Origin of the sequence: Subtercola boreus (genome assembly GCF_006716115.1) — a bacterium.
Classification (GTDB): domain Bacteria; phylum Actinomycetota; class Actinomycetes; order Actinomycetales; family Microbacteriaceae; genus Subtercola; species Subtercola boreus.
Genome location: NZ_VFOO01000001.1, coordinates 1,493,578 through 1,517,459 on the forward strand (window position 1 = coordinate 1,493,578; position 23,882 = coordinate 1,517,459).

26 protein-coding genes are annotated in these 23,882 nt (G+C 65.9%); 9 read left to right on the top strand and 17 right to left on the bottom strand.

From position 1 onward, the window contains the following. Positions 1 to 3 precede the first annotated feature (3 nt). From FB464_RS06960 to FB464_RS06995, 8 genes are all read right to left on the bottom strand, one after another. Positions 4 to 930, bottom strand: coding sequence for a carbon-nitrogen hydrolase family protein (locus FB464_RS06960; protein ID WP_116414507.1), 927 nt, complete (start codon positions 928 to 930; stop codon positions 4 to 6). Positions 931 to 961: 31 nt separating this feature from the next. Continuing rightward, a complete protein-coding gene (locus tag FB464_RS06965) occupies positions 962 to 2,362 on the bottom strand; it encodes an MSMEG_0569 family flavin-dependent oxidoreductase (RefSeq protein ID WP_170151817.1) in 1,401 nt (466 codons plus the stop codon). Then, positions 2,359 to 2,664, bottom strand: a complete 306-nt coding sequence (locus FB464_RS06970) for an MSMEG_0570 family nitrogen starvation response protein (RefSeq protein ID WP_116414505.1) — start codon at positions 2,662 to 2,664, stop codon at positions 2,359 to 2,361. Before FB464_RS06970 ends, FB464_RS06965 begins: the two co-directional genes overlap by 4 nt. Next, positions 2,657 to 3,538 carry a carbon-nitrogen hydrolase family protein gene (locus tag FB464_RS06975; protein ID WP_116414504.1) on the bottom strand — a complete coding sequence of 294 codons (882 nt, stop codon included), beginning with the start codon at positions 3,536 to 3,538 and terminating at the stop codon, positions 2,657 to 2,659. The genes FB464_RS06970 and FB464_RS06975 overlap by 8 nt, the downstream gene beginning before the upstream one ends. After that, positions 3,535 to 5,028, bottom strand: a complete 1,494-nt coding sequence (locus tag FB464_RS06980; RefSeq protein ID WP_116414503.1) for an MSMEG_0567/sll0787 family protein — start codon at positions 5,026 to 5,028, stop codon at positions 3,535 to 3,537. The genes FB464_RS06975 and FB464_RS06980 overlap by 4 nt, the downstream gene beginning before the upstream one ends. Next, positions 5,028 to 6,089 carry an MSMEG_0568 family radical SAM protein gene (locus tag FB464_RS06985; RefSeq protein WP_116414502.1) on the bottom strand — a complete coding sequence of 354 codons (1,062 nt, stop codon included), beginning with the start codon at positions 6,087 to 6,089 and terminating at the stop codon, positions 5,028 to 5,030. The genes FB464_RS06980 and FB464_RS06985 overlap by 1 nt, the downstream gene beginning before the upstream one ends. Before the next feature lie 6 nt (positions 6,090 to 6,095). After that, on the bottom strand, positions 6,096 to 6,623 hold the full coding sequence (locus tag FB464_RS06990; protein WP_116414501.1) for an MSMEG_0572/Sll0783 family nitrogen starvation response protein: 528 nt from the start codon (positions 6,621 to 6,623) through the stop codon (positions 6,096 to 6,098). A gap of 78 nt (positions 6,624 to 6,701) precedes the next feature. Beyond that, a complete protein-coding gene (locus tag FB464_RS06995; RefSeq protein ID WP_116414500.1) occupies positions 6,702 to 7,526 on the bottom strand; it encodes an amidohydrolase family protein in 825 nt (274 codons plus the stop codon). Between the two features lie 170 nt (positions 7,527 to 7,696). Here FB464_RS06995 and FB464_RS07000 point away from each other — a divergent pair, with 170 nt between their 5' ends. Further along, positions 7,697 to 8,521 (top strand): SDR family NAD(P)-dependent oxidoreductase, encoded by an 825-nt coding sequence (locus FB464_RS07000; protein ID WP_116414499.1) that lies wholly within the window; start codon positions 7,697 to 7,699, stop codon positions 8,519 to 8,521. Between the two features lie 32 nt (positions 8,522 to 8,553). On the opposite strand, the gene FB464_RS07005 is transcribed toward FB464_RS07000, so the two are convergent. The 7 genes from FB464_RS07005 to FB464_RS07035 all read right to left on the bottom strand — a co-directional run bounded on the left by FB464_RS07005 (position 8,554) and on the right by FB464_RS07035 (position 16,745). Then, entirely contained in the window at positions 8,554 to 10,110 is a 1,557-nt protein-coding gene (locus FB464_RS07005) for an acyl-CoA synthetase (RefSeq protein ID WP_116414498.1), read from the bottom strand. Between the two features lie 37 nt (positions 10,111 to 10,147). Then, on the bottom strand, positions 10,148 to 10,603 hold the full coding sequence (locus FB464_RS07010; protein WP_116414497.1) for a MaoC family dehydratase: 456 nt from the start codon (positions 10,601 to 10,603) through the stop codon (positions 10,148 to 10,150). Continuing rightward, positions 10,596 to 11,483, bottom strand: a complete 888-nt coding sequence (locus tag FB464_RS07015; protein WP_116414496.1) for an amidohydrolase family protein — start codon at positions 11,481 to 11,483, stop codon at positions 10,596 to 10,598. Before FB464_RS07015 ends, FB464_RS07010 begins: the two co-directional genes overlap by 8 nt. Then, positions 11,483 to 12,418 carry an SDR family NAD(P)-dependent oxidoreductase gene (locus tag FB464_RS07020; RefSeq protein WP_116414495.1) on the bottom strand — a complete coding sequence of 312 codons (936 nt, stop codon included), beginning with the start codon at positions 12,416 to 12,418 and terminating at the stop codon, positions 11,483 to 11,485. Before FB464_RS07020 ends, FB464_RS07015 begins: the two co-directional genes overlap by 1 nt. A 71-nt stretch (positions 12,419 to 12,489) precedes the next feature. Beyond that, entirely contained in the window at positions 12,490 to 14,109 is a 1,620-nt protein-coding gene (locus FB464_RS07025; protein ID WP_116414494.1) for an FAD-binding oxidoreductase, read from the bottom strand. Positions 14,110 to 14,139: 30 nt separating this feature from the next. Further along, entirely contained in the window at positions 14,140 to 15,246 is a 1,107-nt protein-coding gene (locus FB464_RS07030) for an NAD(P)-dependent alcohol dehydrogenase (RefSeq protein ID WP_116414493.1), read from the bottom strand. Then, positions 15,243 to 16,745, bottom strand: a complete 1,503-nt coding sequence (locus FB464_RS07035) for an aldehyde dehydrogenase family protein (RefSeq protein ID WP_116414492.1) — start codon at positions 16,743 to 16,745, stop codon at positions 15,243 to 15,245. The genes FB464_RS07030 and FB464_RS07035 overlap by 4 nt, the downstream gene beginning before the upstream one ends. A gap of 183 nt (positions 16,746 to 16,928) precedes the next feature. On the opposite strand from FB464_RS07035, the gene FB464_RS07040 reads away from it, so the two are divergent. Next, complete coding sequence (locus tag FB464_RS07040) at positions 16,929 to 17,942, top strand: AraC family transcriptional regulator (RefSeq protein ID WP_142206631.1); 1,014 nt, start codon at positions 16,929 to 16,931, stop codon at positions 17,940 to 17,942. A gap of 28 nt (positions 17,943 to 17,970) precedes the next feature. Here FB464_RS07040 and FB464_RS07045 read toward each other — a convergent pair whose 3' ends face one another. Continuing rightward, complete coding sequence (locus FB464_RS07045; protein WP_211327357.1) at positions 17,971 to 18,435, bottom strand: MarR family winged helix-turn-helix transcriptional regulator; 465 nt, start codon at positions 18,433 to 18,435, stop codon at positions 17,971 to 17,973. 262 nt (positions 18,436 to 18,697) lie between these two features. Between FB464_RS07045 and FB464_RS07050 the strand changes: the two genes are divergently transcribed. The 3 genes from FB464_RS07050 (at position 18,698) to FB464_RS07055 (ending at position 20,325) form a co-directional block, all read left to right on the top strand. Then, entirely contained in the window at positions 18,698 to 19,312 is a 615-nt protein-coding gene (locus FB464_RS07050) for a hypothetical protein (protein ID WP_142206632.1), read from the top strand. Between the two features lie 82 nt (positions 19,313 to 19,394). Further along, positions 19,395 to 19,730, top strand: coding sequence for a hypothetical protein (locus tag FB464_RS19735; RefSeq protein WP_170151899.1), 336 nt, complete (start codon positions 19,395 to 19,397; stop codon positions 19,728 to 19,730). Between the two features lie 25 nt (positions 19,731 to 19,755). Further along, positions 19,756 to 20,325, top strand: coding sequence for a VanZ family protein (locus FB464_RS07055; protein WP_170151898.1), 570 nt, complete (start codon positions 19,756 to 19,758; stop codon positions 20,323 to 20,325). Between the two features lie 30 nt (positions 20,326 to 20,355). On the opposite strand, the gene FB464_RS07060 is transcribed toward FB464_RS07055, so the two are convergent. Further along, positions 20,356 to 20,670, bottom strand: a complete 315-nt coding sequence (locus FB464_RS07060) for a winged helix-turn-helix domain-containing protein (RefSeq protein ID WP_116414488.1) — start codon at positions 20,668 to 20,670, stop codon at positions 20,356 to 20,358. A 192-nt stretch (positions 20,671 to 20,862) separates the two neighbouring features. On the opposite strand from FB464_RS07060, the gene FB464_RS19740 reads away from it, so the two are divergent. From FB464_RS19740 to FB464_RS07080, 4 genes are all read left to right on the top strand, one after another. After that, positions 20,863 to 21,021: a hypothetical protein gene (locus FB464_RS19740; protein ID WP_170151897.1), complete on the top strand. Its 159-nt coding sequence runs from the start codon at positions 20,863 to 20,865 to the stop codon at positions 21,019 to 21,021. A 273-nt stretch (positions 21,022 to 21,294) separates the two neighbouring features. Beyond that, positions 21,295 to 22,290, top strand: a complete 996-nt coding sequence (locus FB464_RS07070; protein WP_342780665.1) for an NAD-dependent epimerase/dehydratase family protein — start codon at positions 21,295 to 21,297, stop codon at positions 22,288 to 22,290. Positions 22,291 to 22,345: 55 nt separating this feature from the next. Continuing rightward, positions 22,346 to 22,930 (top strand): GNAT family N-acetyltransferase, encoded by a 585-nt coding sequence (locus FB464_RS07075; RefSeq protein ID WP_116414486.1) that lies wholly within the window; start codon positions 22,346 to 22,348, stop codon positions 22,928 to 22,930. A gap of 54 nt (positions 22,931 to 22,984) precedes the next feature. After that, positions 22,985 to 23,761: a hypothetical protein gene (locus FB464_RS07080; protein ID WP_142206633.1), complete on the top strand. Its 777-nt coding sequence runs from the start codon at positions 22,985 to 22,987 to the stop codon at positions 23,759 to 23,761. The last annotated feature ends 121 nt before the right edge of the window (positions 23,762 to 23,882 follow it).

The window sequence follows — 23,882 nt, forward strand, 5'->3', positions numbered from 1 at the left end:
GGCTCAGACCAGCCCGGCCAGCGGGACGGATGCCCGGGCGGGCAGATCCGCGGCGACACCAGCGGGCGCACCCACCCCGCCGCCGAGGATCCCCGGGTGGTACGCCCCCACCGCCCGCTCCTGCAGGTGGTGCAGCTTCCGACGCGCACGCCCGACCTCGTGCTGCACGTCGATGTGCGCCACCGCGAGCGCCCCCTTGTTCCACGTCTTCGCGAGCACGTCGCCGCCCGGCCCGACCACCTTCGCCTGTCCGAGGAACCGCAGCCCGCCCATCACCCCGGTCTGGTTCGACGAGACGAGGATCACCTGGTTCTCAGCCGCCCGCGCGCAGTCGTAGAGGTCGAACAGGCGCGACTGTCGATCCTGCGGCAGCCGCTCCGCACGGTTCGTCGTGCTCGCCGGCCACGCCGACAGGCAGGCGATGATCTCCGCCCCGTCGAGGGCGAGCGAGCGGGCCGCCTCGGGGAAGGTCTTGTCGTAGTCGATCAGCATGCCGATCCGGCCGACGGGCGTGTCGAAGGCGGTGAACGAGTCGCCGTGGTCGTACACGAGCGACTCCCCGAGCGGCTGGTGCACCTTGCGATGCACCCCCAGCACCCCGGTCGAGTCGACGCACACGGACGTGTTGTAGAGGTGCCGGGCATCCGCGACCACGACCTCCTCGGTGAAGGCCAGGCACACCACCATGTCGCCGGCCCACTGGATGATCTGGCTGATCTCCGGCCCGTCGATCGCCACCGGCGGCGGCAGTTCCGCGGGGTCGGGGCTCGCCAGGCTCGCGAGGTAACCGCCGAGCGTCGCGTCGGGGAAGACCAGCAGGTCGACCTCCTGCGAGCGCGCGTCGGCGATGATTCCTTCGATCTTCGGCATCGCGCGATCGATGTCGCGCCCGAAGTGCGCGGCGACGGCGGCCAGCGTGATTTCTGCCATGGAGTCGAGTGTACGAGCGAGCGGATGCCCGTCAGGCTCCCGCTGGGGACGAGACGGTCTGGCGCACCGCCGTCGACTCCTCCGCGTCATCCGGTGCCGTACCCGCTGGTGCCGCGGCGCCGGCCACCGCAGCCGACCCGCCCAGCGCTCCGCCGATGGCCCCCGCCACGTATTCCGCGTCGCGCGCGATGCCCGCGAACCGGCCCGATCCCCAGGTGTGCAGCCACGGCAGCCCGAGGAAGTACAGCCCCGGGATCCCGGTCACGCCTCGCGTGTGCGTCGGCTGGCCCAGCCCGTCGAACACGCCGACCCGGATCCAGCTGTAGTCCGCCCGGTAGCCGATCGACCAGATGATCGTCGAGACCTCGTTGATGGCGAGGTCGAGTTCGGTGGCTTCGAACGGTGGATGCCACACCGGCACATAAGGCGCCTCGGTGGGTGCCTCGATCCCCTCCCGGGCGATGTAGCGGTCGATGTCGTTCTTGATCGACTCGGCCACGGAGTCGGCGTAGTCGAGCGAAGCCGCGAGGTTCGGGGCGAACTGCAGCGAGGTGCCGTTGGCGCGCTTCAGGCGGCCGTAGAGCCGCATGCCTTCGAGCGCGAACTGGCGGAGGTCGATGTCCCGTCCGCCGTCGCGACCGGTGAAGTAGTGGTTCGTCTTCTCGCGCGCAGCGAGCCCGCCGGGCTGGAGCTGCACGGGGATGTCGTAGACGCCCATCTCGTTCAGCCAGTCGAGGCTGTCGCGGCCCCGGTAGAAACGCGGCGCGCGCGGGGCACCGCCCACCGCGAGGTGCACTTTCCGGCCCTCGAGGTGCAGGTCCTCCGCGATCTGGGCGCCCGACTGTCCGGTTCCGACGACCAGCACGGCACCGGGCGGCAGTGCGCCGGCGTTCTTGTACTCCGAGGAGTGCACCTGCGTGATCCACGGGGGCAGGCGTTCGGCCGAGGCCGGGATGATCGGCTTGTGGTACCCGCCGGTGGCGACGATCACGTTGTCGGCCGTCATCGGGCCGGCCGAGGTGCTGAGCGCGAAACCCCCGGCCGCCCCCTCGGTGAGCTGGTCGACCGACACGTTCTCCCGCACGGGCGCGCCGAAGAGCTCCGCGTACTCCCGCACGAAGTCGTACACGAGGTCGCGTTTCATGAACCCGTCGGGGTCGTCGCCGGCGTACTCGTGGCCCGGAAGCCGGCACTGCCAGTTCGGGGTGACGAGCGTGAAGTTGTCCCAGCGCCCGTCCTTCCATTCGTGCGCGATCGTGCCGCGTTCGAGCAGCACGTGCTCGATTCCCTGCTGGGTGAGGTGCCAGCTGGCCGAGAGTCCGGCCTGGCCGGCGCCGATGATGACGACGGCGTGGTGCTGAGGGCTGGCAGGGTCGACGGCGGACTCGGTGGTCACCTCGACGGCTCCGGATGCCCGGCTCTCCCCGCTCACGGGTTCACCCCGAGCGGCGGCACCATCGCGAGAACCTCGACGCGGGCATCCGGTGCCGCGGCGAAGCGCGACGCAGCCAGCGCGATCTCGCTCTGCTGCTGCCGGGCCGACGTGCATTCGAAACCGTACTTGGCCCGAACCCGTTCGCTTGCCAGGTCGAGGGCGGTGTTCGTGCGGTTGACGAACTCGGCGAGCGGGTAGCTCTCCCCTGCGAGCAGGTGGTCGTGCATCACGAGCGACGGCGAGTAGCAGTCGGCTACGCTGCCGTCGGGCCAGCGCACGGTGAACGTCATCTCAGGCATGGGAGACCTCCGATTCGGTCACGCGGTAGGTCGCGGGCATCCGGTCGCGCAGGTGGAACATCGAACGGCGGGCGGTGCCGAGCAGCTCTGTGACGTCGACGGAGGCCACGGCCATCCCGCTCGCCGTGCCCGTCGTGGCGAGGATGTCGCCACCCGGCCCCACCACCTTCGCGTTCGAGACGAACCGCAGCGACCCGAACGTGCCGCTCTGGTTGGACGCGACCCAGACGATCTGGTTCTCGAGTGCGCGGGCCTGGTCGAAGAGGTTGAAGCGCTTCGTCCAGCGGTCCTCGCTGAGGTCGTCGCTCGAAGCCGTCTGGGAGGCCGGCCAGGCCGAGATGCACACCACGATCTCCGCGCCGTCGAGGGCGAGCGAACGCGCCGCCTCGGGGAAGGCCTTGTCGTAGCAGATCAGCAGGCCGATGCGGCCGACGGGGGTGTCGAACGCCTCGAACTCCACGCCCGCGGCGTACGACATGTTCTCCCCCAGCGGCTGGTGCACCTTGCGGTGCACCCCGAGCACTCCCGACCCGTCGAGGGCGACAGCCGTGTTGTACCGGAGGTCGCCGTCGGCTTCGCAGAATCCGACGACCACGACGATGTCGCCCGCCATCGCGATCACCCGCGCGAGCTCCGGCCCATCGAGCCGCAACGCCGGCGGGAGCGAGTCGGGTCGGCGCTTGAGGGTCTCCGCGACATCCCGCCCACCGCCGAGGCTCGACAGGTACCCGCCGAGGGCCGCTTCCGGCAGGGCGAGGAGCGCGACGCCCTGGGCCCGTGCCTCGGCGAGCAGTGTGCCGATCAGGTGGTAGTTCTGCTCGAGGTCGCGGCCGAAGTTCTCGGCCACCGCCGCGACGCGTACGTCGTTGGTCATGCTCGTCCCAATCCGGTGACCGTGGATTCGACCACGGTCGTCAGTTCTCCGTCAGGCCAGCGCAGGCGGACGCCCCGCTGGTGTGTCATGGTGCCGCACTCGGCCGAGGCGGCGAGCGGTGGATGCCCGGCGGCGGCCGTGCGCGAAGACGAACCGGCCGCAGCGACGACTCCGGGCATCCCGGGCATCCGGCTCGCACCCGGTGCGTCGGCCGTGACCATCCCGAACCCCGGGAAGCAGGTCAGCCAGTCGGCCATCCCGGAAGCGCCAGGGCGCGGGATGTCGGCGACACTCAGCTCGGCCCCGACACCGGATGCCTCGGCCATCATGCCGATCGTGCCGACAAGGCCGGCCATGCTGATGTCCTTCGCGGCAGCGGGCCGGGCGGTCGGCACCAGCGCACCGAGCGCGCGGAGCTCCTGCCCCGAACGGCCGGACGACGAGTCCCACTGGGAGCCGTCGTACCCGCGCCGCCACCCTCCGCTGAGGTCGGCGGTCACCGTCACGGCGTGTCCGGCGCGGGCGCCCCCACCCCGCACGGGAGAGTCGGTGCGGCCGAGGGCCGTCACGCTGAGCGACGCCGGCACGCCGAGCTGGGTGTGGCCACCGAGCACCGGCACGCCCCACGCTTCCGTCGCCTCCCGGAGCCCGGACAGGATGCGCCGGGCGAACGACGCGTCCCGAGCACCGAGCGAGTCCAGTACTCCCACAGGGGTCGCCCCCATCGCGCTGATGTCGTTCAGGTTCACCAGGATGGCGCACCAGCCAGCCCACTCGGGGTCGCGCTCCACCATCGCGGGCAGGATCGCGTCGCACGCGGCGATCACGTCGGTGCCGGGCACGGGCGCGCCGTCGTCGCCGACGTAGTCGGGCCCGCCGAGGGAGAGCGGATGCGCGTTGACCCAGCCGCCGAACGGGTCGAGCAGCGCCTCCAGGTGCGCCTTCGCTGCGTCGGATGCCCGTTGGATCCGCCCGATCGGCCAGCGCAGTCGGGCGTGCGTGACACCGGCGACGGTCGTCTCACCGAGTCGTTCCCAGCCGAGCCGCGCGAACATCCGTTCGGCTGCGGGCTGCACCGTGGCCTCGAACCGCAGCACCCCGCGGGCTTCGGCGTGAGCGCACGCAGCCTGCACGAGAGCAGGGCCGATGCCGAGCTGGCCGCGGGCCGAGCGGGCGACGACCAGGCGCGATCCCGTCCACCAGCCGAGGTCGGTGTCCGGCGTGGCCGGGGCGAGTCGCACCCCGCCGAGCACGGTGCCGTCGAGGGCCCGCGCGACAAGCACGACCGTGCGCGCGTCGAGGTCGAGGTCGTCGAGGTCGTGCCCCTCGAACAGCCCCTGCTCCTCGACGAACGTCTCCCGGCGGAGCACTCTGTACGCCTGCACTTCTGCGGCGTCGGCCTCGTGCACCAGGTACGGCACCGGAACGGGACCGGCTCCGGCCAGCGGTGCCCGCGGGGCCCCTGTCAGGAACGGGACGTCGACGCTCATCAGGCACCCGCCGTCTTCAGGATGCTGCACGCACCGCAGGCTGCGCAGCCGGCCTGCTGGTCGGCCCCGTGCATCCCGGCCGCGACCAGCGACGCTCCGACGCGGCGCGAGATGTCCTCGAGCACGAGCCGGTTCGGCGCGGGAACGTGGTCGACATCGGTCGCGAGGGTGCCCTTCAGCGGCCGGAACGGAACGACGAACGGGTACACCCCCATGTCGATGAGTTCCTGCGCGCCGGCCACCATCTCGTCGGGGTCTTCGCCCATCCCGACGAGCAGGTAGGTCGAGACCTGGTTGTGGCCGAACACGCGAACGGCCTCACGCCAGGCCGCGCGGTACTCGTCGAGGCTGACCGAGCTCTTGCCGGGCATCCACTTCGCCCTGACGTCGTCATCCATCGACTCGACGTGGATGCCGATCGAGCGCGCCCCCGCCTCGTAGAGGTCGGTGATCGTCTGCAGGTCGCCGGGCGGCTCGCACTGCACCTGGATGGGCAGGTCGGGCAGCACGGCCCGCACAGCCTTCACGCAGCGTGCGAGATGCTTGGCGCCGCGATCCTTTCCGTTCGAGGTGCCGGTGGTCATCACCATCTGCTGGATGCCGTCGAGCTCGTATGCCGCGAGCGCCACCTCGGCAATCATCGCGGGCGTCTTGACCGCGATCGTCGAACCCGACCGGAGCGAGGCCTCGATCGCGCAGAACCGGCAGCGGTCGGTCTCGCCGTACCGGATGCACGTCTGCACGACCGTCGTGGCGAGCACATTCGCGCCGTGCAGCCGCGCGATCTGCTCGTACGAGACTCCATCGGCCGTCGACAGGTCGTAGAACTTCGGCCGTGTCACCGGCACGACGTCGAGACCCATGTCCGCGCCATCCAGAAGCAGTCGACCGTTCTTGACCAGGTACGGACTGTTCGGATTCTGCGGGATGGCCGCCTGCTCGCCACCGAACATCACGTGCGCGTCGTCGCTCGGGCCGGCACCGGCCTGCCGCGTGACAGGAGCGTCGACCCGGATGCCGCGGATCGCGACATCCACTCGGGTGGAGAGGGCGTTGGACATGCCGGCCTAGAAGTTGTAGGTCGAGTTGATGATGGCGCCCTTGCGGGCGTAGTGGATGAGGGCATCCTGAACGTCGAGCGGGTGTGCCGGGATGGCGCCCTCGATCAGGTCCTCCTCGCGGAGGCCGTGCAGCGACAGGCCGAACCGGCAGACGAAGACCTTGCCGCCCTCCTTGATGAACGTCTCGAGCGAGCCGTTGATGTTCTGCTCGCCCGGGAACGCGCTGTCGCCGGTCGTCGGGAAACCGCGGGTCGCCATCGCGTTCATCGCGCCGGGGCCGTAGAAGTAGATCGCCGACTCGAAACCCTTGCGGAGCGCACGGGTCGCCTGCAGGATCGCCACGAAACTCACGGATGACTCGTGGGCGATGCCGTGCACGAGGGTGAAGTACGACTGGCCGGGCTCGGCCTGGTAGTCGGGGAAGATCTTGGTCGACCCGTAGATGTTGCTGCCCTTCGGGAGCGACGGGTGCGCGATCTCGGCGAGCGACGTGGCGATGTTCTCGGTGATGGTGGTTTCGATGTCGTCTGACACGGTGGTTCTCCTTCTGTTGGGGTGGAGCTCAGGCGGGTCGGTGGATCAGGCGGGTCAGTGGATCAGGCGTACGCAGTTTCAGGAATACAGACGTGCAAAGTTCTCGCGCAGAAACAGGTCTGCGAGTTCGGTGTCCTTCACCGCGGCGTGCATGCGGGCGTACTCGCCCTCGTGGTCGCCCCACGGGGAATCGCTGGCGAACAGGATCCGGTCCTCTCCGAAACCGCGTCGCTCGATCTCCTGCACGAGCCAGCGCGGAGCGAAGCCGATGGTCCAGCTGGTGTCGGTGTAGACCTTCTTGCCGGCGGCGATCCAGTCGAAGAGCCGGCCGCCGATGAGCTTCATGTTGCCGCTCATACCGCCGCCGAGGTGCACGAGGTGGATCTTGACGTCGTCGCCGTACTTCTCGACGAGCGTGCCGACCTGGTCGATGTCGGAGGCCCCGCCCGGCGACGTGTGCACGTGCACCACGAGGTCGTGGTCCTTCGCCGTCTGGAAGATGCGGTCGAGGGCCGGCACCGACGCTTCGTCGGTTGCACTGCCGCCGAGCAGGAAGCTCGTCTTCAACGCCCGCACGCCCTGCTCCCCCGCCAGCTTCAGCGCGTTCTCGGTGAGCAGGATGTCCTGCGGCCGGGGCGACACCCAGAGCCCGCAGACGATGCGCTCGTTCTGCTGGGCCGCCTCGATGGCGAGCGGATTCAGATCGAAGGCCGCCGACGCGACCGGAACACCGTAGTTCGGCAGCACCAGGGCGCGATCGGTCTGTTCGGCATCCACATCGGCCATGAACTCGGCGATCGTCGCCCGCGCCGTCGTGTCGGGGCTGATGGCAGGCCCGCCGTAGAATGGGTACGCCGGGAGAACACCGATGTGCCGGTGGGCGTCTGAAGTGGTGGGGGCCATGCAGTCAAGTCAAAGTCGCGGCTGTTTCGGCTTGGTTTCATGCGGAATACGGTCGTGTTTCGGGGAGGCCTGCCGTGTGAACACTTGGTGCATCGGCGATCGGCGACAATAGAGATGAACCGGCTGCGCACCTCCGCGGGCCCGGCACCCCGTCGCTCGAGGAGAGATCCATGCCCCAGAGAACTGTCGTCATCACCGGTGCGAGCGACGGTATCGGCGCCGCAGCCGCCCGGGCCCTGAAGCGGCGCGGAGACGACGTCGTGATCGTGGGGCGCTCCCCCGCCAAGACCAAGGCCGTCGCCGACGAGCTCGCGGTCCCCTTCTACGTCGCCGACTTCGCGAAGCTCGACGACGTGCGGGTTCTGGCCGCATCGCTGCTCGAGAACCACGACCGCATCGACGTGCTCGCCAACAACGCGGGCGGGCTCATGTCGGCCCGCGAAGAGACCGTCGACGGGTTCGAGAAGACGATGCAGGTGAACCATCTGGCACCGTTCCTGCTGACGAACCTGCTGCTCGAACGCCTCGAGCACTCCAAAGGCGTGGTCATCAACACGGCGAGCATCGCGAACAGCCTCTACGGCAAGATCGACATCGACGACCTCAACCTGGAGAAGAAGTACCGCCCGAACCTCGCCTACGGCAACGCGAAACTGGCGAACATCCTGTTCACCCGGGAGCTGCAGAAGCGGCACGGAAGCGCCGGGATCCGCGCTGCGGCATTCCACCCCGGAATCGTCGGCACCAGCTTCGCAGCCGGCTCCACGTCGAACCTCCGTTTCGTCTACCGCACCGTGCTCGGCCGCCTGATGATGAGCCCCGAGAAGGGCAGCGACACCCTGGTCTGGCTGGCGACCACCGAGCCCGGCGCCGACTGGGTGCCGGGCGAGTACTACGAGCGCCGCAAGATCCAGAAGGCGACGAAGCAGGCCTACGACCCGGCCCTGGCGGCCGCCCTGTGGGACGCGAGCGAGCGGATGACCGGCCTGGCCTGACGCGCCTGCTCACCGTGCGGGTCGTCGAAGAATCAGCGGCGGTGCCCCATGGTGATACGCAACTTGTTCTTCTGCACTTTACCGCTCGCAGTGCGCGGGAGCTCGTCGACGACTTCCAAGGTTTTCGGAATTTTGTACCGGGCGAGTCGTTCGCGCAGATGAGCATCGAAACGGTCGCGGTCGAAGGTCACGCCTTCGACAATCACGAGCACGGCGTGCGGCACTTCGCCCCATCGATCATCGGGGAGGCCGATCACGGCCGCTGCCGTGACCTCCTCGAGTTCGAGGATCGCGTTCTCCACTTCAGCGGAGTAGATGTTCTCGCCCCCCGAGATGATCATGTCCTTCATCCGGTCGGCGATGTACAGGAAGCCGTCTGCATCGACGTAGCCGGCATCTCCGGTGTGCAGCCAGCCATCTGACGTGTATAGCGCCGCCGAGTCTTCAGGCCGGTTCCAGTAGCCCGGCACAGCATTCGGCCCCGAGACTTGGATCTCGCCTCGACCACCGACGTCAAGGGCGCGACCATCGCCGTCGGCGATGCGGATGTCGGTGAAGAAGTGCGGAAGGCCGACCGAACCTGCCTTCGACCGGGAAAAACGCGGCTGCAGGGATGTCGCCCCGGGAGCCGTCTCAGTCATTCCGTAGCCCTGTGAAAACGAGAGCCCGCGTACCTCGAACGCGTCAAGCACCCGGGCGGGCACGGCGGAACCACCACACGTCAGGCTACGTAGGCTGGACAGGTCGGCCTCGTTCCAGGCAGGATGCTCGCACATGAGCTGGAAGGTCGTCGGTACGCCGCTGAGGAGAGTTATGCGCTCATCCCGCACGAGTACGAGCGCTCGTCCTGGATCGAATTTCTCTTCGATGATCACAGTGCCCCCTTTGAGCAGGGTGCTGAAACATCCCATTCCGAGCGCTGCGACGTGAAACAGCGGTGCGACCATGAGCGCCCGTTCCGTACTGGTGATGTCGTAGTCGACCAGCACGTTGTAGGTGTTCCAGGTGATGTTTCCGTGCGTCAGCAAGGCCCCTTTCGGGCGCCCTGTCGTACCTGAGGTGTAGATGATCATGGCGGGGTCATCGAGACCTACCTCAAGATCAGGGTGGAACTTCGACGGCTGGGCGAGAACGCTTTCGAATTGCTCAGCGTTCTCGAGGTGCTCGACCTCGGTCTGGTTCGGCGTACTTCCCTCGTCGACCACGATGCTGGTGACAGGCCCACAGAGGTAGAGCGCCGAGACGGCGAGTGATTCGAGACTGCCCGCTACGACCAGGACCGTGGCGCCGGAGTCGTTGATGCAGTGAGCAAGCTCGACGGGGGCGAGGCGTGTGTTCAACGGCACGAAAATCAGACCGGCGACCCCACAGGCGAACAGTGTCTCCAGGAAGGCGGGATGGTTGTTCCCGAGATAGGCGACGCGGTCGCCCGGAGCGAGACCGCGGTCCATCAGCGCGACGGCGAACGCATCCACCCGCTCGGCCAACTCGTCATAGGTGGTGGCATGACCCCGGTGTATGAGCGCGTCGGCCCCCGCCGACTTGACCCGTCGGCGATGTATCCACGAGCCCACGCCCTGATTCTTCATCGAATCCTCTTCCGATCCCTGCCCGGAGTTCCGGGGGTCAGGCGTAGAAGCGGCAGAGGAATGTCACGACGACTGCTGGTCGCGTGCTTCCCTCCGCCTCGATGATCGCGTCGATGGTGATCTGTACCCCGTCCTTCACATCGGTGATCTCGGTGATTGTGGCCGTCATCCGCAGACGCGATCCGACGGGCACCGGTGAGGTGAACCGCACCCGATCGAGCCCGTAGTTGACCTTCGAACGCACTCCGTCGACGTCGAGCAGCTCCCCCCAGAACGGGATCAGCAGCGAGAGCGTGAGAAAACCGTGCGCGATGGTGGTGCCGAAGGGGCCGTCGGCGGCGCGGACCGGATCGACGTGAATCCACTGGTCATCGCCTGTCGCCACAGCGAACTGGTCGATGCGTTCCTGTGTGATCTCCAACCATCCGGTGTGGCCGAGGTTGGTACCGACCAGTGAGGGAAGGTTTTCCAGGGTGACGACTGTGTTACTCATGAGTGCTCCTCAGGCCGAGCAGGCGCACGGCATTCTGTTTGGTGATCAGGGGCCGAACTTCGGCTTTGAGGTCGAGTTCGGAGAAATCTGCGAGCCAGCGGTCGGGGCTGATCAGAGGGAAATCCGACCCGAACAGAACCTTCTCCTTGAGAAGTGAGTTCGCCGCTCGCACCAGCTGGGCAGGGAAGTATTTCGGACTCCAGCCCGAGAGGTCGATGTAGACGTTCGACTTGTGCGTGGCGACAGAGATCGCCTCGTCCTGCCAGGGCACCGACGGATGCGCCATGATGATGCTGAGCGCGGGGAAAGTCGCGGCGACGACGTCGAGCAGCATCGGGTTGGAGAGCGCGAGTCGGAGACCGCGACCGCCGGGAGTGCCCGCACCGATGCCCGTCTGCCCGGTATGGAAGAGCGCCGGCACGCCCAGCTGTTCTATCGCCGCCCAGAGGGGGAAGAACCGCTCGTCGCTCGGGTCGAACCCCTGCATCGTCGGATGGAACTTGAACCCACGCGCCCCGTGCCCGGTGACGAGCTCCTCGGCGATCCCGACCGCATCCGCCCTGTTCGGGTCGACCGATCCGAACGGAATGAGCACATCATTGTTCCGCGCGGCGCCCTCGATCACTTCGACGCTGGAGATCGGTGGATGCGAAAGGTTCTGCTCGGCATCCACCGTGAACACGACCGCTGCCATGCGGCGAACCCGGTAGTAGTCGGCGATGGCGTCCAGGGTCGGCACCATGCCGTCGGTGCGGAAGTATTTCGCTGCAGCCTCGGCCAGATCGGCCGGCAGTGCCGAGTGGCCGTCTTCGGCGACCTCGATGTGCACGTGCGTGTCGATGGCCTCGATTGTGTCGAGGTCGATCGCAGACGAGTACATCAGCCGACTTTCTCAGGCTGCAGTTCGGTCGGGAGGGCGGGGAACTCGTCGCCGACCGTCTGCAGGTTCGCGGCGAGAACCGGGGCGAAGTCGGCCTCGAGGGCCTCGAGCGACCAGCCACCGTTGTGGTACTCGGTCACGATGGCCTCAGGGTGCGTCCAGACCTGCACCCTGTCGCCGCCGACGCCGATCACCTGACCGGTGACGGACGCTGCGACGTCTGTTGCGAGGAACGCTACGACCGGCGCGACATCGGCGCTGGTTCCGAAACCGAGCTCCTTGCGGTAGAAGTCGGGCATCGGCTCGCCGCGGTCTTCCGCGTCGATGGCGGCAGCGAAGTAGGGAACGGTGCGCGTCATTGCGGTCGCAGCGACCGGGATGACCGCGTTGACGGTGACACCGGAGCGCTTCATCTCCAGGCTCCAGGTGCGCACCATACCGACAATGCCCGCCTTCGCTGCCGCATAGTTGGTCTGCCCGAAGTTTCCGCGCTGCCCGGTCGGCGAGCCGATCGCGATGATGCGACCCGCGACGCCGTTCTCCTTGAAATGGCCGAATGCTTCGCGAACGCACGTGAAGGTCCCCCGCAGGTGCACCCCGATGACAGTGTCGAAGTCGTCGTCGGTCATCTTCAGGATGGACTTGTCACGCAGAACGCCTGCGTTGGTCACGAGAATGTCGAGGCGACCGAACGCCTCGACAGCCCGTGCGACCAGCTTGGCTGCGACCTCGGCCGTGCCGACCGGCGCCACGACTGCTGTCGCCGACCCGCCCGCAGCGACGATGCTCGCAACAGCCTCGTCTGCGACGGCCTGGTCGACGTCGTTGATGACGACCGATGCCCCGTGACGGGCGAGTTCCTGAGCGTAGGCGAGGCCGAGGCCGCGCCCACTCCCGGTCACGATGGCGACCTTGCCGGTCAACTGCTGGGTCATGATGGATCCTTCTTTCGGTGATGCGTGACGTGATCGTGTGACGACGTGCTGCCGGCCGGCTGCCGACGCGGTCAGAGGCCGCGCCCGCGCAGTCGCGCCGGCCAGATGCCCGACTTGCCGGGGTTGATGATGCCGTTCGGGTCGAGGGCGTCTTTGATCTTCTCGTTGAACCGGCGCTGGGCGTGGTTGTTCCAGCTGTAGGTCTCCGCCACCTGGTCGCCCAGTGCGTTGTGGGCACGGTACTCGCCGTAGCCGTCCCGTGCACCGTCAGCGATGAGTTGCTGGGTCAGCGCCAGGGTCTCGGCCTTGGATGCTTCGTCTTTCGTGTTGTAGAGCAGAAGCGAGATGTGGTGCATCTCCCGCAGGCCGATGATGAATTGCGCCGCATAGTCCTTCACATATTCGTCGGCAAGCGACTTCACGGCTTTGAACTGCCGGGCCGCGTCCTCCCCGTCAGGAGCGGAGATCGGGGAGAAGAAGAAGTGACCGGCGTTCGGAATCCAGTTGAAGACATTGGCCTCCTCGGTCGTGGGTACACCGGTGTTGATCTTGTGGCGGTCGTGGAGAGTGTGTGCCCCGCGGTCGTCTGCCGTGTGCGGGCGGGTGTCGGTCGTGTAGAACTTTGCCCCCGGGATCTGGCTGAACGCGCCTTCGATGATCGACAGGTACATGTCGATGATGGGCGGCGGCCCGTACACGGTGCCGTAGAAGTTCCAATAGCCGAGGTTCAGCTCCTTCTGCATGGTCTTGATCACGTCGTCAGGGATGGGCCCATCGCCCGTGTACCACTCCTCCCGGGTTGAGACTTGGGCGGCGTCGAGAAAGATGTTGCGCAGCACCGGCACGTTCTGCAGAGGGGCCATGTTGATGCGCAGCGGCAGGACTGTGTCGATGATCGCCTGGATGTCGTCGGCGTTCTCGAACGTGATCTGGAAGGTCTGAGCGGCGGGCGGGGGCTGCATGAGCTGGATGCCGAGCTTCGTGACGATTCCGTAGTTCGACTGCTCGAACATGTTGTCCGGGGACGGCCCGAAGCCCGGTGCGAACAACTGCCAGGCGTTGCTGCCCGGCAGCCCACCGAGGCCCGTGCGCAGCAGATCGCCGTCGGGCAGCACGACTTCGAGTCCGCACTTCCACATCGAATGATTGCCGTAGGGCGTGTACCCGACACCGCGGTCCATTGTGTTGCCGACGATGCTGCCCCACGCGAGGTCGGGCGCGTCGATCCAGAGGTTCAGTTTGTGTTCCTGGATGTAGTCGTACAGGTCGTAGTAGGTGACACCCGGCTCGACGAGTGCGTAGCCGTACTTGTCGTTGACCTCGAGGATCCTGTTCATGCGAGCGCCGAGGTGCAGCACGACGGAGCCCGCTGTGCGAGGAGCCGAGCCCCCGTATCCGAGGTTCTTGCCGGTCGACACGGCGTGTACCGGGATGAGGTACTCGTTGGCGATGCGGACAATCGCCTGCACTTCCTCGGTCGTTCCGGGAACGAGGACGGCGCTCGGCGCGAAGTCGGCGTCGTTCGGGGTGACCGGGAAGGCGTCGTAATACGGGCGGACGGTCTCATCAGTGTCGAAGACGTGCTGGGCGCCGATGGCGTCGCGGAATGCTTCGAGCGCTTTCTCGAACTGTTCTGCAGTGACATCCGGCGGCAGTACTCGACTGGTGGGACGGGTTTCGATGTCAGTCATTTTTTAGCTCCTTTGCTGGGGTTGAATGAATCAGAAGACGATGACGGGTTTGACAGTGGCGCCGGAGTGCATGTCGTGCGCGGCCTGTTCGATGTCATCGAGTGAGTAGTTCTTGATGAGTTTCTCGAGCGGTAGCTTGCCGTCGGTGTGGAGCTGCACCAGCCGCGGAATGAGTTCCTGTGGCCAGCTGTCGCCCATGGTGACGCCGACGAGGCGTTTGCCGGGCAGGATTCCCTGAATGTCCACGGCGATCTCGGTGCCGGGTGGCGGGGCACCGCAGACGGCGACGGTGCCGCCGATCCCCAAGGCGTCGATCGCGTTGCGCGCCACCCGGGGGCTGCCTGTCGTGTCGAGGGCGAAGTCGAGCCCCCGACCATCCGTGATCTGCGCGATCCGCGCCACGGCATCCTCGGTCGAGCCGTTGATGGTGTGCGTTGCACCGAGATCCCCAGCAAGGGCAAGACGCCCTTCGACGATGTCGACAGCGATGACCACCGCCGCCTCAGACAGGTGGGCGGCGATGATGCCGGACAGGCCGACGGCGCCGGTTCCGAAGACCGCGACCGTCGACCCCTTCGTGACGCCGAGCACGTTCCAGATGGATCCGAAACCGGTCTGCACGCCACAGCCGAGCGGGGCGAGCACGGCGAGATCGGCGGAGGCGTCGACCTTCGTCACGCTGCGTTCGTCTGCAATCGCATATTCGGCGAACGACGACTGGCCGAAGAAGTGGGATCCGAGATCGGCACCGCCGCGATGGGCTGTGGCCGTACCGTCCCATCGGGAACCCATGAAGATGTTCCTCGGCAGCCAGGTGGTGCAGTACGCCGGGTGGTCCGAGAGGCAGCTCTCGCAGGCGCCGCACGAGGTGAAGCTCAACAGCACCTTGTCTTCGACGGAGACGGACGTGACGGCCGAGCCGATTCTCTCTACGATCCCCGCGCCCTCGTGACCCAGGATGCCCGGCATGGGGAACGGCAATGCCCCTGCCTTGACCCCGAGGTCGGTGTGGCAGAGTCCGGTCGCAACCATCCTGACGAGGACCTCGTCGGCACGGGGCTCATCGAGCTCGACGTCCTGCACGACGAATGCTTCGTTCGGGGCGGGCAGCACCGCGGCGCGCGCCATGGTCGTCATGCGTGGGCCTCGCCGGTAGAAATGACGACGGACTTCGTTCGGGTGTAGGAGTGCAGCGATTCCGGCCCGTACTCACGACCCCACCCCGAGTCCTTGACACCGCCAAAGGGAATCGCCGGGTCGAGCAGGGCCCAGGCGTTCACCCAGACGATGCCGGCCTCGAGCTGTGCTGCAACGCGGTGGGCGCGGGCGATGCTTCCGGTCTGGAGCCCTGCAGCCAACCCGAAGGCCGTGCTGTTGGCCAAGCGGATCGCTTCCTCCTCGGTGTCGAACGGCTGGACGGTCAGTACAGGGCCGAAGATCTCCTCCTGCACGGCGGAGTCGTCGTTGGGCAGGCCCGCGATCACGGTTGGCTTGTAGTAGTAGCCGCCGTCCAGGTCGAGGCGTTCGCCGCCGACCACGACATCGCCTCCGCGTTTGCGGGCTTCGGAGACGATCGCCTCGATCTTGTGCAGTTGGTCGAGGCTCGCCAGGGGTCCGATGACCGTTGCGGGGTCGGTCGGAGAACCGATCGGAACGCCCGCGACGGCCTGCGAGAGGATGCCCACGACGGTGTCGTAGATCGGCCGTTCGACCAGTAGTCGCGGCCCGGCCATGCAGAACTGGCCGGCGTTGAAGACGAATGCGCCGATGATGGTACCGATCGCCTGGTCGAGATCGGCGTCTGCGAAGAGGATGTTCGCGGCGTTCCCGCCGAGTTCCGCCGTCACGGGCTTCAGCGTCTCGCCGGCGAGTGCCGCCACGTGTCGGCCCACTTCGGTCGATCCGGTGAACGCGACCTTGTTCACGCCAGGATGCGCAACCAGCCTGTCGCCGAGTGCCGACCCGGATCCGGTGATCAGGTTGAAGACACCGTCTGGCACCCCTGCATCGGCGAGAATCTGCGCCATGATCAGAGCGCTCAGTGGAGTGTCGCTGGCGGGCTTGTGCACGATTGTGTTGCCGGCGGCCAGCGCCGGTGCGATCTTCGTGCTCGACAGAATAAGGGGAAAGTTGAAGGGGCTGATGGCCGCAACGACACCGAGGGGCTCCCGGCGCGTGTACGCGAAAGCCGGTAGCGGAGTCTCGCGAGTGCTTCCATCCAAATGCTGAGCGAGGCTTGCGACGTACTCGTACTGGTCCGCAGCCGTATTGACATCAACGACATGCGCGAACGTGATGGGCTTACCGACGTCGGTGCTCTCGGCGAAAGCCAGTTCGTCGGCACGCTCTCGGATGAGCTGCGAAACCCGGTGCAGGATGCGCGACCGCTCCCGGCCGGAAAGCCCGGACCAGATCCCGTTGTCGAACGCCGCGCGAGCCGCTGCGACCGCCGCATCGACGTCGCCTTCCGTCGCCCACGCCACACTCGATATGACCTCGGCTGTTGCAGGGTTGATGACGTCGCGACGAGCTCCATCGGAACTCTCGGTCCAGGCTCCGCCGATGAACAGCTGGCCCGGCCGGAACGGTGACGGTCCGGAGCCTCGGCGGCCTGTCTGTGGTTCGGTGATGGTCATCGCCAAGTCCTCTCATCGTTGAGATCGAGCGGCACTTCTGTGCTCGTGCAATCGGTCTGGGGGTTGTGCAGCGATTATCAGGTTTACTGATTATTCGGCGTTCCGCGCCGTTACCGGGAACCTCTTCGCAATCTGGATAGTCCAGCGATTGCGAAAAGACTCCAGCCAGGTGAGGATGTGATCGTGGGCGACATCGAAGTTGCGGGAACGACAGGGTCTGGAATCCAGGCGCCCTCTCTGCTTGTGCAGACAGGAGTCGTCGACGAGGCCCTCTTCGTGGGCGGCCAGGTCTACCACCCCCACACCCTCAGACTGCTTGACCGAAGTCGCCCATTCTCCATGAAGCTGCAGGCTGCCGCCGTCGGCCCCATCACCTTCGGCTGGCTTGAATACAGCAGTGAAGTTCACATCGAAACGCGCGAGCTCGGCACCGCCTACCAAATAAACGTGCCCGTCATCGGCTCCCTGGCGATGACATTCGGCGATCGCGCAGCGATCGGAAATCCTCGGCGGGCGGTCATCCACGGTCCAAACCGCCCGACCACCGTGAGGGGATGGTCCCAACCGACCCGGATGCTTGGCCTGAAGATCGAACGCACCGCGGTTGAGCAGGAGCTCACCGCCATCATTGGTCGTGATCTCGACGGTCCGATCACCTTCGCCGACGCCCTCGACCTCGACGACACTGTCGCCAGGGAATGGTGGATGCTCGTGCAACTCCTCGTGCATCGTCTTCGCTATCCGGACTCGCTGGCTCGCCACGACATCATGGCCGAATCGATCACCCAAGGCGTGATCAGGGGATTGCTGCTCGCGGCACAACACGACTACTCCGACGAGATACCCGGCACCGATCGGGTCACAGCCGAGTCCCGAGCTGTACGCAGGGCAGTCGACTTCATTCGGGAAAATGTCGCCCTGCCGATCACCCTCGCCCAAATCGCTGCGTACGCAAACGTGGGCGTGAGATCGCTGCAGCTCGGCTTCCAACAAGTGATGAGAACGACTCCGACAACGTATCTGCGCGACGTGCGGATGCAGCGTGCGAGAGAGGAACTTCTGGAATCTCAACCCGGAGACAACCAGATCGCCGAAATCGCGGCGAAATGGGGCTTCGCCCACCCCGGGCGCTTCGCGGTCAACTACGCTTCGACGTTCGGCGAACACCCATCAGAAACCCTCCGCCGAGTGCATTGATTTCGCCCGAGACAATCGATCGGGCAGATCAGCCCCGCCGAATCGCCTCCAACGCGATCCTGCACTCCTGCAGTGAAGACCGCAACCGTCCTTTGTCGTCGTCGTTCAGCGCCTGAAGCATCGATGCCTCGAGCGAGGCGACCGGGCCACGCAAGGAGTCGACCACCCGCTTGCCTTCGTCGGTCAGTGAGAGCAGGAAGTGCTTACGGTTGGCGATGTCCGCCTCACGACGAACTAAGCCTCGATCAGCCAGGTAGCTGATCATCTGTGCCATGGTCTGCGCACGAACGAAAGAGTTCCGGGCCAGCGCCGCAGCTGTGACTCGAGGCTGCCTTTCCAGCACGGTGAGCGCGGTGTACTGCAACGATGTGAGTTCGGCCGTACCCACGATCTGGTCGAGCAAGTGCCGTACCGCGAGCTCCACCTCTTTCACGAGGTACAGCATGGTCACGGTGGGCTCCGGCTCGGAGCGCTCATCCCTGTGAATGTTCATCAGTTCATTATCTGGGGCGCCGCCGAGCTCTACCGCGCCGACTCACATCTCAGCACCCCACCCAGTGCGCTTGCCATCAGGATGCAGACACCGAACAGTGCAACGAGCAGCATCCGAAGGAACACATCTACAGACCCTGTCACGGTTGAAGCATATCGAAGATCGCGCGATATGTATTGTTATTCGATATGTTACGGTCATCGGAGCAGCACAGGTGAAGCCTCAGGAGGAGGGTCTAGTGGACGACGAGCAGGCAGGGTCGATGGCTCTGCGAGCTTGGAGCGCGGTGTCCGGGCGCGTTGGCGCGGGCATCGTCGCCGCAGCGGGCGGCTTGTTCTCTCTGGCGGTGTTCGCAGCCGTGTCTGAGGCGCAGCGCAGATCCGTCGTCCTCTGGCTGGGCTGGACGGGCACGACCAAGCTGAAGGCCGCCGCCGTCGCCGTGGTGGTCGTCTGCGGCATCGTCGCGGTCGCGTGCTTCGGGTTCGCGCTCAACAGTCGTGTTCCCTGGCGGGTGCTTCGACTCGTCGGCTCTGTCGTGCTGTTCGGCGTCTTGATCGTGGGAGGAGGCGCGGCGCTCCTCGTGACGTTCGTCTCCGCTGTGGTGACGGGGCCGACGAAATATCACGCCTTCTCATCGCCCGACGGCCAGACCATCGTGCTGATCACCGAAGACGACTGGGGGCACGGCCAGATCGCCGAGCAGGTCTGGGGGCCTCTCTATGCCGTCGGCACGGTGTACTCCGCCGACGACTACTACCTACCCGTCGCTGCTGGCACCTTCTCAACCGCCTGGACACCCACCACTTTCACCCTCACCTACCAGACCGATGCAGACACTCCCGGAATCCGTACCGCAACAATCGACCTCGACCGCTGAGCGGCCACAAATGACTCGCATCCTTCACCGAACCAGACGCCCTCCACCCAGACGAGCCGGCGTTGTCCATCTCGCTGCCGTCATGGCGGCCCCGACCGGTTGCGCGACCGAGTACCACGGCTACGAAAGCGGAATCGACGGCGGAGGCGCGATCCTCTATGACGTCAACTCAGTGGGCCGGATGGCGTCATTCTCGATCTTCATCGCTTCTGGCCCGCGCCCGAACACCGCCGCAGATGACGGTCACGCCTACCGCGGCCCCAGCGAGGTCTACACCTGCTACGCGATCGCCGTCGACTTCGGATCCGAACTCCCACCCTCCACAGACCGAACGGTCTTCACAGGGTGCCCGCCCACCCTCGTCAGCCAACTCGCCGACGATGCCGTCTTCGCCAGCGCCGAGGTCTTCGACGGATGAACCCGCAACCGAGAGAGCGGATCGCGTGACCGCAGTGGACGTGATCCTTTCCATCGCGGACCGCTTCGGGGGCGTAATTGTCGTGGCGCTGCTGGTGGGCTTTCCCCTCGGCGCCGCCGTTGCCGAAGGAGTGAGCCGGCATCGTGCACGTGTCGGGTGGCCCGCGTGGTGGGCGAGGCGATCTGCGGTCTCGGAGGTCGGCATCGTACTCGGCACCGCGCCCTGGGTGTGGATGATCATGACTCCCACCGACGGACCTGGCGGAGTTCAGCTGACCCCATTCCGCGACCTCGCCGATGTTCTGGGAGGAGGAGACGCCATCGTTCAGCTCGTCGGGAACCTTCTCGTCTTCGCGGCCCTCGGCGCACTTCTCCCCGTGCGTTTACGTCTCGGCCCTCCCCCGACGGTCATGCTCGTCATATTCCTCGTCGCCGCGTCGATGTCAGCCGTGCTCGAAGGCCTGCAACTCTTCCTAGGCCTCGGACGCGTTGCTTCCATCGACGACGTAATCGTCAATGCTTCTGGCGCTGCACTAGCGTCACTCGTATCAATCAGATGGTGGCGTAGTCGCGGATCAGCAACACTGGCGGCCTGATAGGAGACATCGTCCCGCAGAGGGTCCGTGTCATGGGGTCGCGTCGCCAGCGATCTCTCGAAGCGCCGCAAGGTGGGTCTGCCAGGCAGTGCGACCCGGGCGAGTGAGAGTGAGCGAAGTGCGCGGCATCTTCCCGACGAAGGACTTGCCAACGGACACGTAACCGGCGGCTTCAAGCAACGAAACCTGCTTGCTCAGCGCCGAATCGGTGATCTCGACCGCGTCCCGAACCTCCCTGAAACCGAGCGTGCCCGCGCGATCCAACGCTGCGATGATGGAGAACCGCACCGGGTTGTGCAAGACATCATTGAGCCGGTGCCTGGGGTGCTGTTCGGTGACGCTCACGGGCGCGCCTCGCGAGCCGCGCACCCGACCGAAACGGCAAGAATCAGCCCGGACGTGATCGCCTGCGGGACAACGGCCCCATGAGCCCCGATCATCACGGTAAGCGCTGCGGCATAGGTGACGAACCAGCTCGCAATGTATGCGGTCCAACGCCGGCTCCGAGAGAAAGCAGACCTGCCTCGGATCGAGATCATGAAGAACATCAGAACCGCGAACGTTGCTGTCAGCGTCCCGAAATACGCCAAACCGAAAGCGTCCCCGGTGGTCATCCCCATCGCGAGGGTTCCCATCGACGTCGCCACCCCCAGAGCAAGTATGAACGAGATGTACGGCCACCTCGTCGCGTTGTGAGCTGACCTGCTCAACCGATCAGCACGATCAAGCAAGAGCTGGGCCTCCGTAGCGGTGATGGTGGGCGTGGTGTCCATAATGTTCCTTCCGGCTGTCCCTATCCTTGCAACAACTTTCCATTAATGCAAGTACTTCCCCGCTCCCGTATCTGCATTCGGGCTCGACAAACCCCTTCCGAAGCATCGCGTAGGCACATTGCCTTCCGCCCTCACACCGGTCGGTTGAAAGCCTGCTCTGCTCTGCTCTGCTCTGCTCTGAGCAGAATCCAGCCCGGTGAGCGGCTTCTTCGTGTTGGCTGGCCCTATGCGAAGAATATTGATCCTCGGGGGAACGGGCTGGCTTGGCCAGGAGATCGCCCGAGAAGCAGTTGCGACCAGAGCCGAGGTGGTCTGTCTGGCCCGCGGCATCTCCGGCGCCGTGCCTGAAGGCGCAGTCCTCATCCGAGCTGACAGGGGAATACCGGGTGCGTACGACCAGCTGGACGGCGACTGGGATGACGTGATCGAACTCAGTCACGACCTGGAGCTCGTCGAGTCTGCCCTCGAAGCGTTGGCGGTCAGAGCCCGCCATTGGACTCTCGTGTCAACGGTCTCCGTGTACGCACGCAATGACGAGCAGGACGCCGACGAATCAGCCGAACTCGTCGAACCGCTCGCCGGGGGTGACTACGGCGCCGCCAAGGTCGCTGCGGAAGGAGCGACGGCTCGATGGACGAGCGACCGGCTACTGATCGTACGGCCTGGCCTGATCGCCGGCCCTGGGGATCCAAGTGATCGCTTCGGCTATTGGCCCGCCCGCCTAGCGCGGGGCGGGAACGTTCTCGCACCAACCACCGCCGGCCGCTCCGTTCAAGTCATCGACGTGACTGACCTGGCGCATTTCATCGTGCAGGCAGGTCACAACCAGTTTGCCGGGACGGTCAACGCGGTCGGCGATCAGCATCCGATGGAATCATTCTTCACAACCGTGGCCGACGTTGCCGGGTTCGACGGAGACATTCACCACGCCGACGATGAGTGGCTTGGCGAGCACGACGTCAAATTCTGGGCGGGGCCGCGTTCCCTACCGCTTTGGCTTCCTCTTTCCGATGCGGCGTTCGCGGGAAGAAGCAATGCAGCATTCCGGGCGGCCGGAGGCGTCCTTCGGTCTCTCCGCGACACCGTCAGCAGGACACTTCAGGACGAGATCGCTCGTGGCATGGACCGGCAGCGGCGCTCGGGGCTGACCCCTCACGAGGAATCCGACCTGCTTGCTGAACACGATCGTTAGGGCTCTGCTATTGCATGGATGGTCGTTCCGCCGAGGCCACACCTAGCATTGACGGATGCTTGAGCAATTGAACCTGGTAGAGGGCATCGATATGCGTCTCCTGGGTCTCGGCGATGCCAAGGAACTAGCGGCAGCCTACTCGCGCAATCGCGACCATCTGCGACGGTGGGAGCCCAGCCGACAGGATGCCTTCTTCACCGAGGCCTGGCAGTTCGAAGACATCGCTCAGAGGATCGCGTCGAGCGATGCGGGCAACGGGTATTCCTTCGGTCTGTTCGATGGGGCAGCTGTCGTCGGAAGGTTCACTCTCGCTGGAATTGTGCGAGGCCCATTTCAGAGCGCTGGACTGGGGTACTGGGTGGATGGAGATTACGCGGGCAGAGGGCTTGCTACGGCGACTGTGAGAACGATCATCGGGATGGCCCGCGATGACCTCGGGCTGCACCGGATCGAAGCCAGCACCCTCCCGGACAATCGCCCCTCCCAGCGGGTGCTCCTCAACGCAGGCTTCCAGAAGGTGGGAATGGCCCCGCAGTACCTGAAGATCGCCGGGGTTTGGCAGGACCACAACCTCTACCAGACAATTCTTCACGACCAGAGGCCCCTGAAGACGGTCACTTTCCTCGCCCGCCACACCTAGCCCTCTCAATCACCTTCGTTGGGGCTGGTCGAGGGTAGTGGGAGGATCTTGGGTATGCCGGGAGGAAATGATGACGAGTTCTCTGTGCTGCGGAACAGGGCCTACGGGCCCGCCGCCGACATCCACAACGACCCCGTCGCTCTAGGCCGACTTCGCGATCTCGAGGGCAATGGGAAGCGGCACGAGATCGAGGCGCAGCCTGGCACGTTCACAGAGCCAGCAGCAGAGCGTCACGACCCGGCCGCCCTGATTGAAGACGAACCGTCAGGACATTCGGATGAGCGGGGCAGGGCGTGGCCGGAAAAGGTCTACCGGGCCATCCGTGGCGCTCGACGGTCGACGGTGCTCACCGGTGCCGGGCTCATTGTCATCATCGTGATGGTGTTGACGGCAGTGGTTCTTGTACAGAGGGTGCAGGTCGATCCGCTTCAGACGGGCGCGACCCAAGTCGCACGATTGCAACTCGACGACGGGTATCAGACCCCTGCTTTCCTCTCTGCCGGCGCGGGTGAGGTGATCGGATTCCAGCAGTTCCACGGACTCCGGACAGTGGTGACGACCCCCGGGTTCTTCACCATCGGCGGTAGCCCGAACGATCCATGCCTCAGCATCTTCTCCGAGGCCGACATGCGCGCTGCATCCTCCGGCTCATTCTCCGGTCAGGCGGTCGGCGGATGCGCCGCCGGCGAGTTCCCCGCGATCGTTCAGTTCAGGCCCGATGCGGACGGATACCCCGACGACCTCCGTACCGCGTTCCCAGGCCCCGCCGCCCTGCAGTTCGTCTGTGACCAGGCCAACAATGAGGTCGTCGTCTTCGCCCAGACCAGGTGAATCCTTTTCGGCGGCGACAACGGCGGCGAGGGCGGCGATGACCATCGCGACCAGTGACGTCGAGCCAGTGGGGGCGAGGTCCGCCTGGTCGGAGGACAACGGAGACGCGGACGCAGCCCAG

Excerpts from the sequence above, each read along its gene's own strand:
- FB464_RS06960 (WP_116414507.1), bottom strand. The coding sequence starts at position 930 with ATGGCAGAAATCACGCTGGCCGCCGTCGCCGCGCACTTCGGGCGCGAC.
- FB464_RS06970 (WP_116414505.1), bottom strand. The coding sequence starts at position 2,664 with ATGCCTGAGATGACGTTCACCGTGCGCTGGCCCGACGGCAGCGTAGCC.
- FB464_RS06975 (WP_116414504.1), bottom strand. The coding sequence starts at position 3,538 with ATGACCAACGACGTACGCGTCGCGGCGGTGGCCGAGAACTTCGGCCGC.
- FB464_RS06980 (WP_116414503.1), bottom strand. The coding sequence starts at position 5,028 with ATGAGCGTCGACGTCCCGTTCCTGACAGGGGCCCCGCGGGCACCGCTG.
- FB464_RS06985 (WP_116414502.1), bottom strand. The coding sequence starts at position 6,089 with ATGTCCAACGCCCTCTCCACCCGAGTGGATGTCGCGATCCGCGGCATC.
- FB464_RS06995 (WP_116414500.1), bottom strand. The coding sequence starts at position 7,526 with ATGGCCCCCACCACTTCAGACGCCCACCGGCACATCGGTGTTCTCCCG.
- FB464_RS07000 (WP_116414499.1), top strand. The coding sequence starts at position 7,697 with ATGCCCCAGAGAACTGTCGTCATCACCGGTGCGAGCGACGGTATCGGC.
- FB464_RS07005 (WP_116414498.1), bottom strand. The coding sequence starts at position 10,110 with ATGAAGAATCAGGGCGTGGGCTCGTGGATACATCGCCGACGGGTCAAG.
- FB464_RS07010 (WP_116414497.1), bottom strand. The coding sequence starts at position 10,603 with ATGAGTAACACAGTCGTCACCCTGGAAAACCTTCCCTCACTGGTCGGT.
- FB464_RS07015 (WP_116414496.1), bottom strand. The coding sequence starts at position 11,483 with ATGTACTCGTCTGCGATCGACCTCGACACAATCGAGGCCATCGACACG.
- FB464_RS07020 (WP_116414495.1), bottom strand. The coding sequence starts at position 12,418 with ATGACCCAGCAGTTGACCGGCAAGGTCGCCATCGTGACCGGGAGTGGG.
- FB464_RS07025 (WP_116414494.1), bottom strand. The coding sequence starts at position 14,109 with ATGACTGACATCGAAACCCGTCCCACCAGTCGAGTACTGCCGCCGGAT.
- FB464_RS07030 (WP_116414493.1), bottom strand. The coding sequence starts at position 15,246 with ATGACGACCATGGCGCGCGCCGCGGTGCTGCCCGCCCCGAACGAAGCA.
- FB464_RS07035 (WP_116414492.1), bottom strand. The coding sequence starts at position 16,745 with ATGACCATCACCGAACCACAGACAGGCCGCCGAGGCTCCGGACCGTCA.
- FB464_RS07045 (WP_211327357.1), bottom strand. The coding sequence starts at position 18,435 with ATGAACATTCACAGGGATGAGCGCTCCGAGCCGGAGCCCACCGTGACC.
- FB464_RS07050 (WP_142206632.1), top strand. The coding sequence starts at position 18,698 with ATGGCTCTGCGAGCTTGGAGCGCGGTGTCCGGGCGCGTTGGCGCGGGC.
- FB464_RS19735 (WP_170151899.1), top strand. The coding sequence starts at position 19,395 with ATGGCGGCCCCGACCGGTTGCGCGACCGAGTACCACGGCTACGAAAGC.
- FB464_RS19740 (WP_170151897.1), top strand. The coding sequence starts at position 20,863 with ATGAAGAACATCAGAACCGCGAACGTTGCTGTCAGCGTCCCGAAATAC.
- FB464_RS07075 (WP_116414486.1), top strand. The coding sequence starts at position 22,346 with ATGCTTGAGCAATTGAACCTGGTAGAGGGCATCGATATGCGTCTCCTG.
- FB464_RS07080 (WP_142206633.1), top strand. The coding sequence starts at position 22,985 with ATGCCGGGAGGAAATGATGACGAGTTCTCTGTGCTGCGGAACAGGGCC.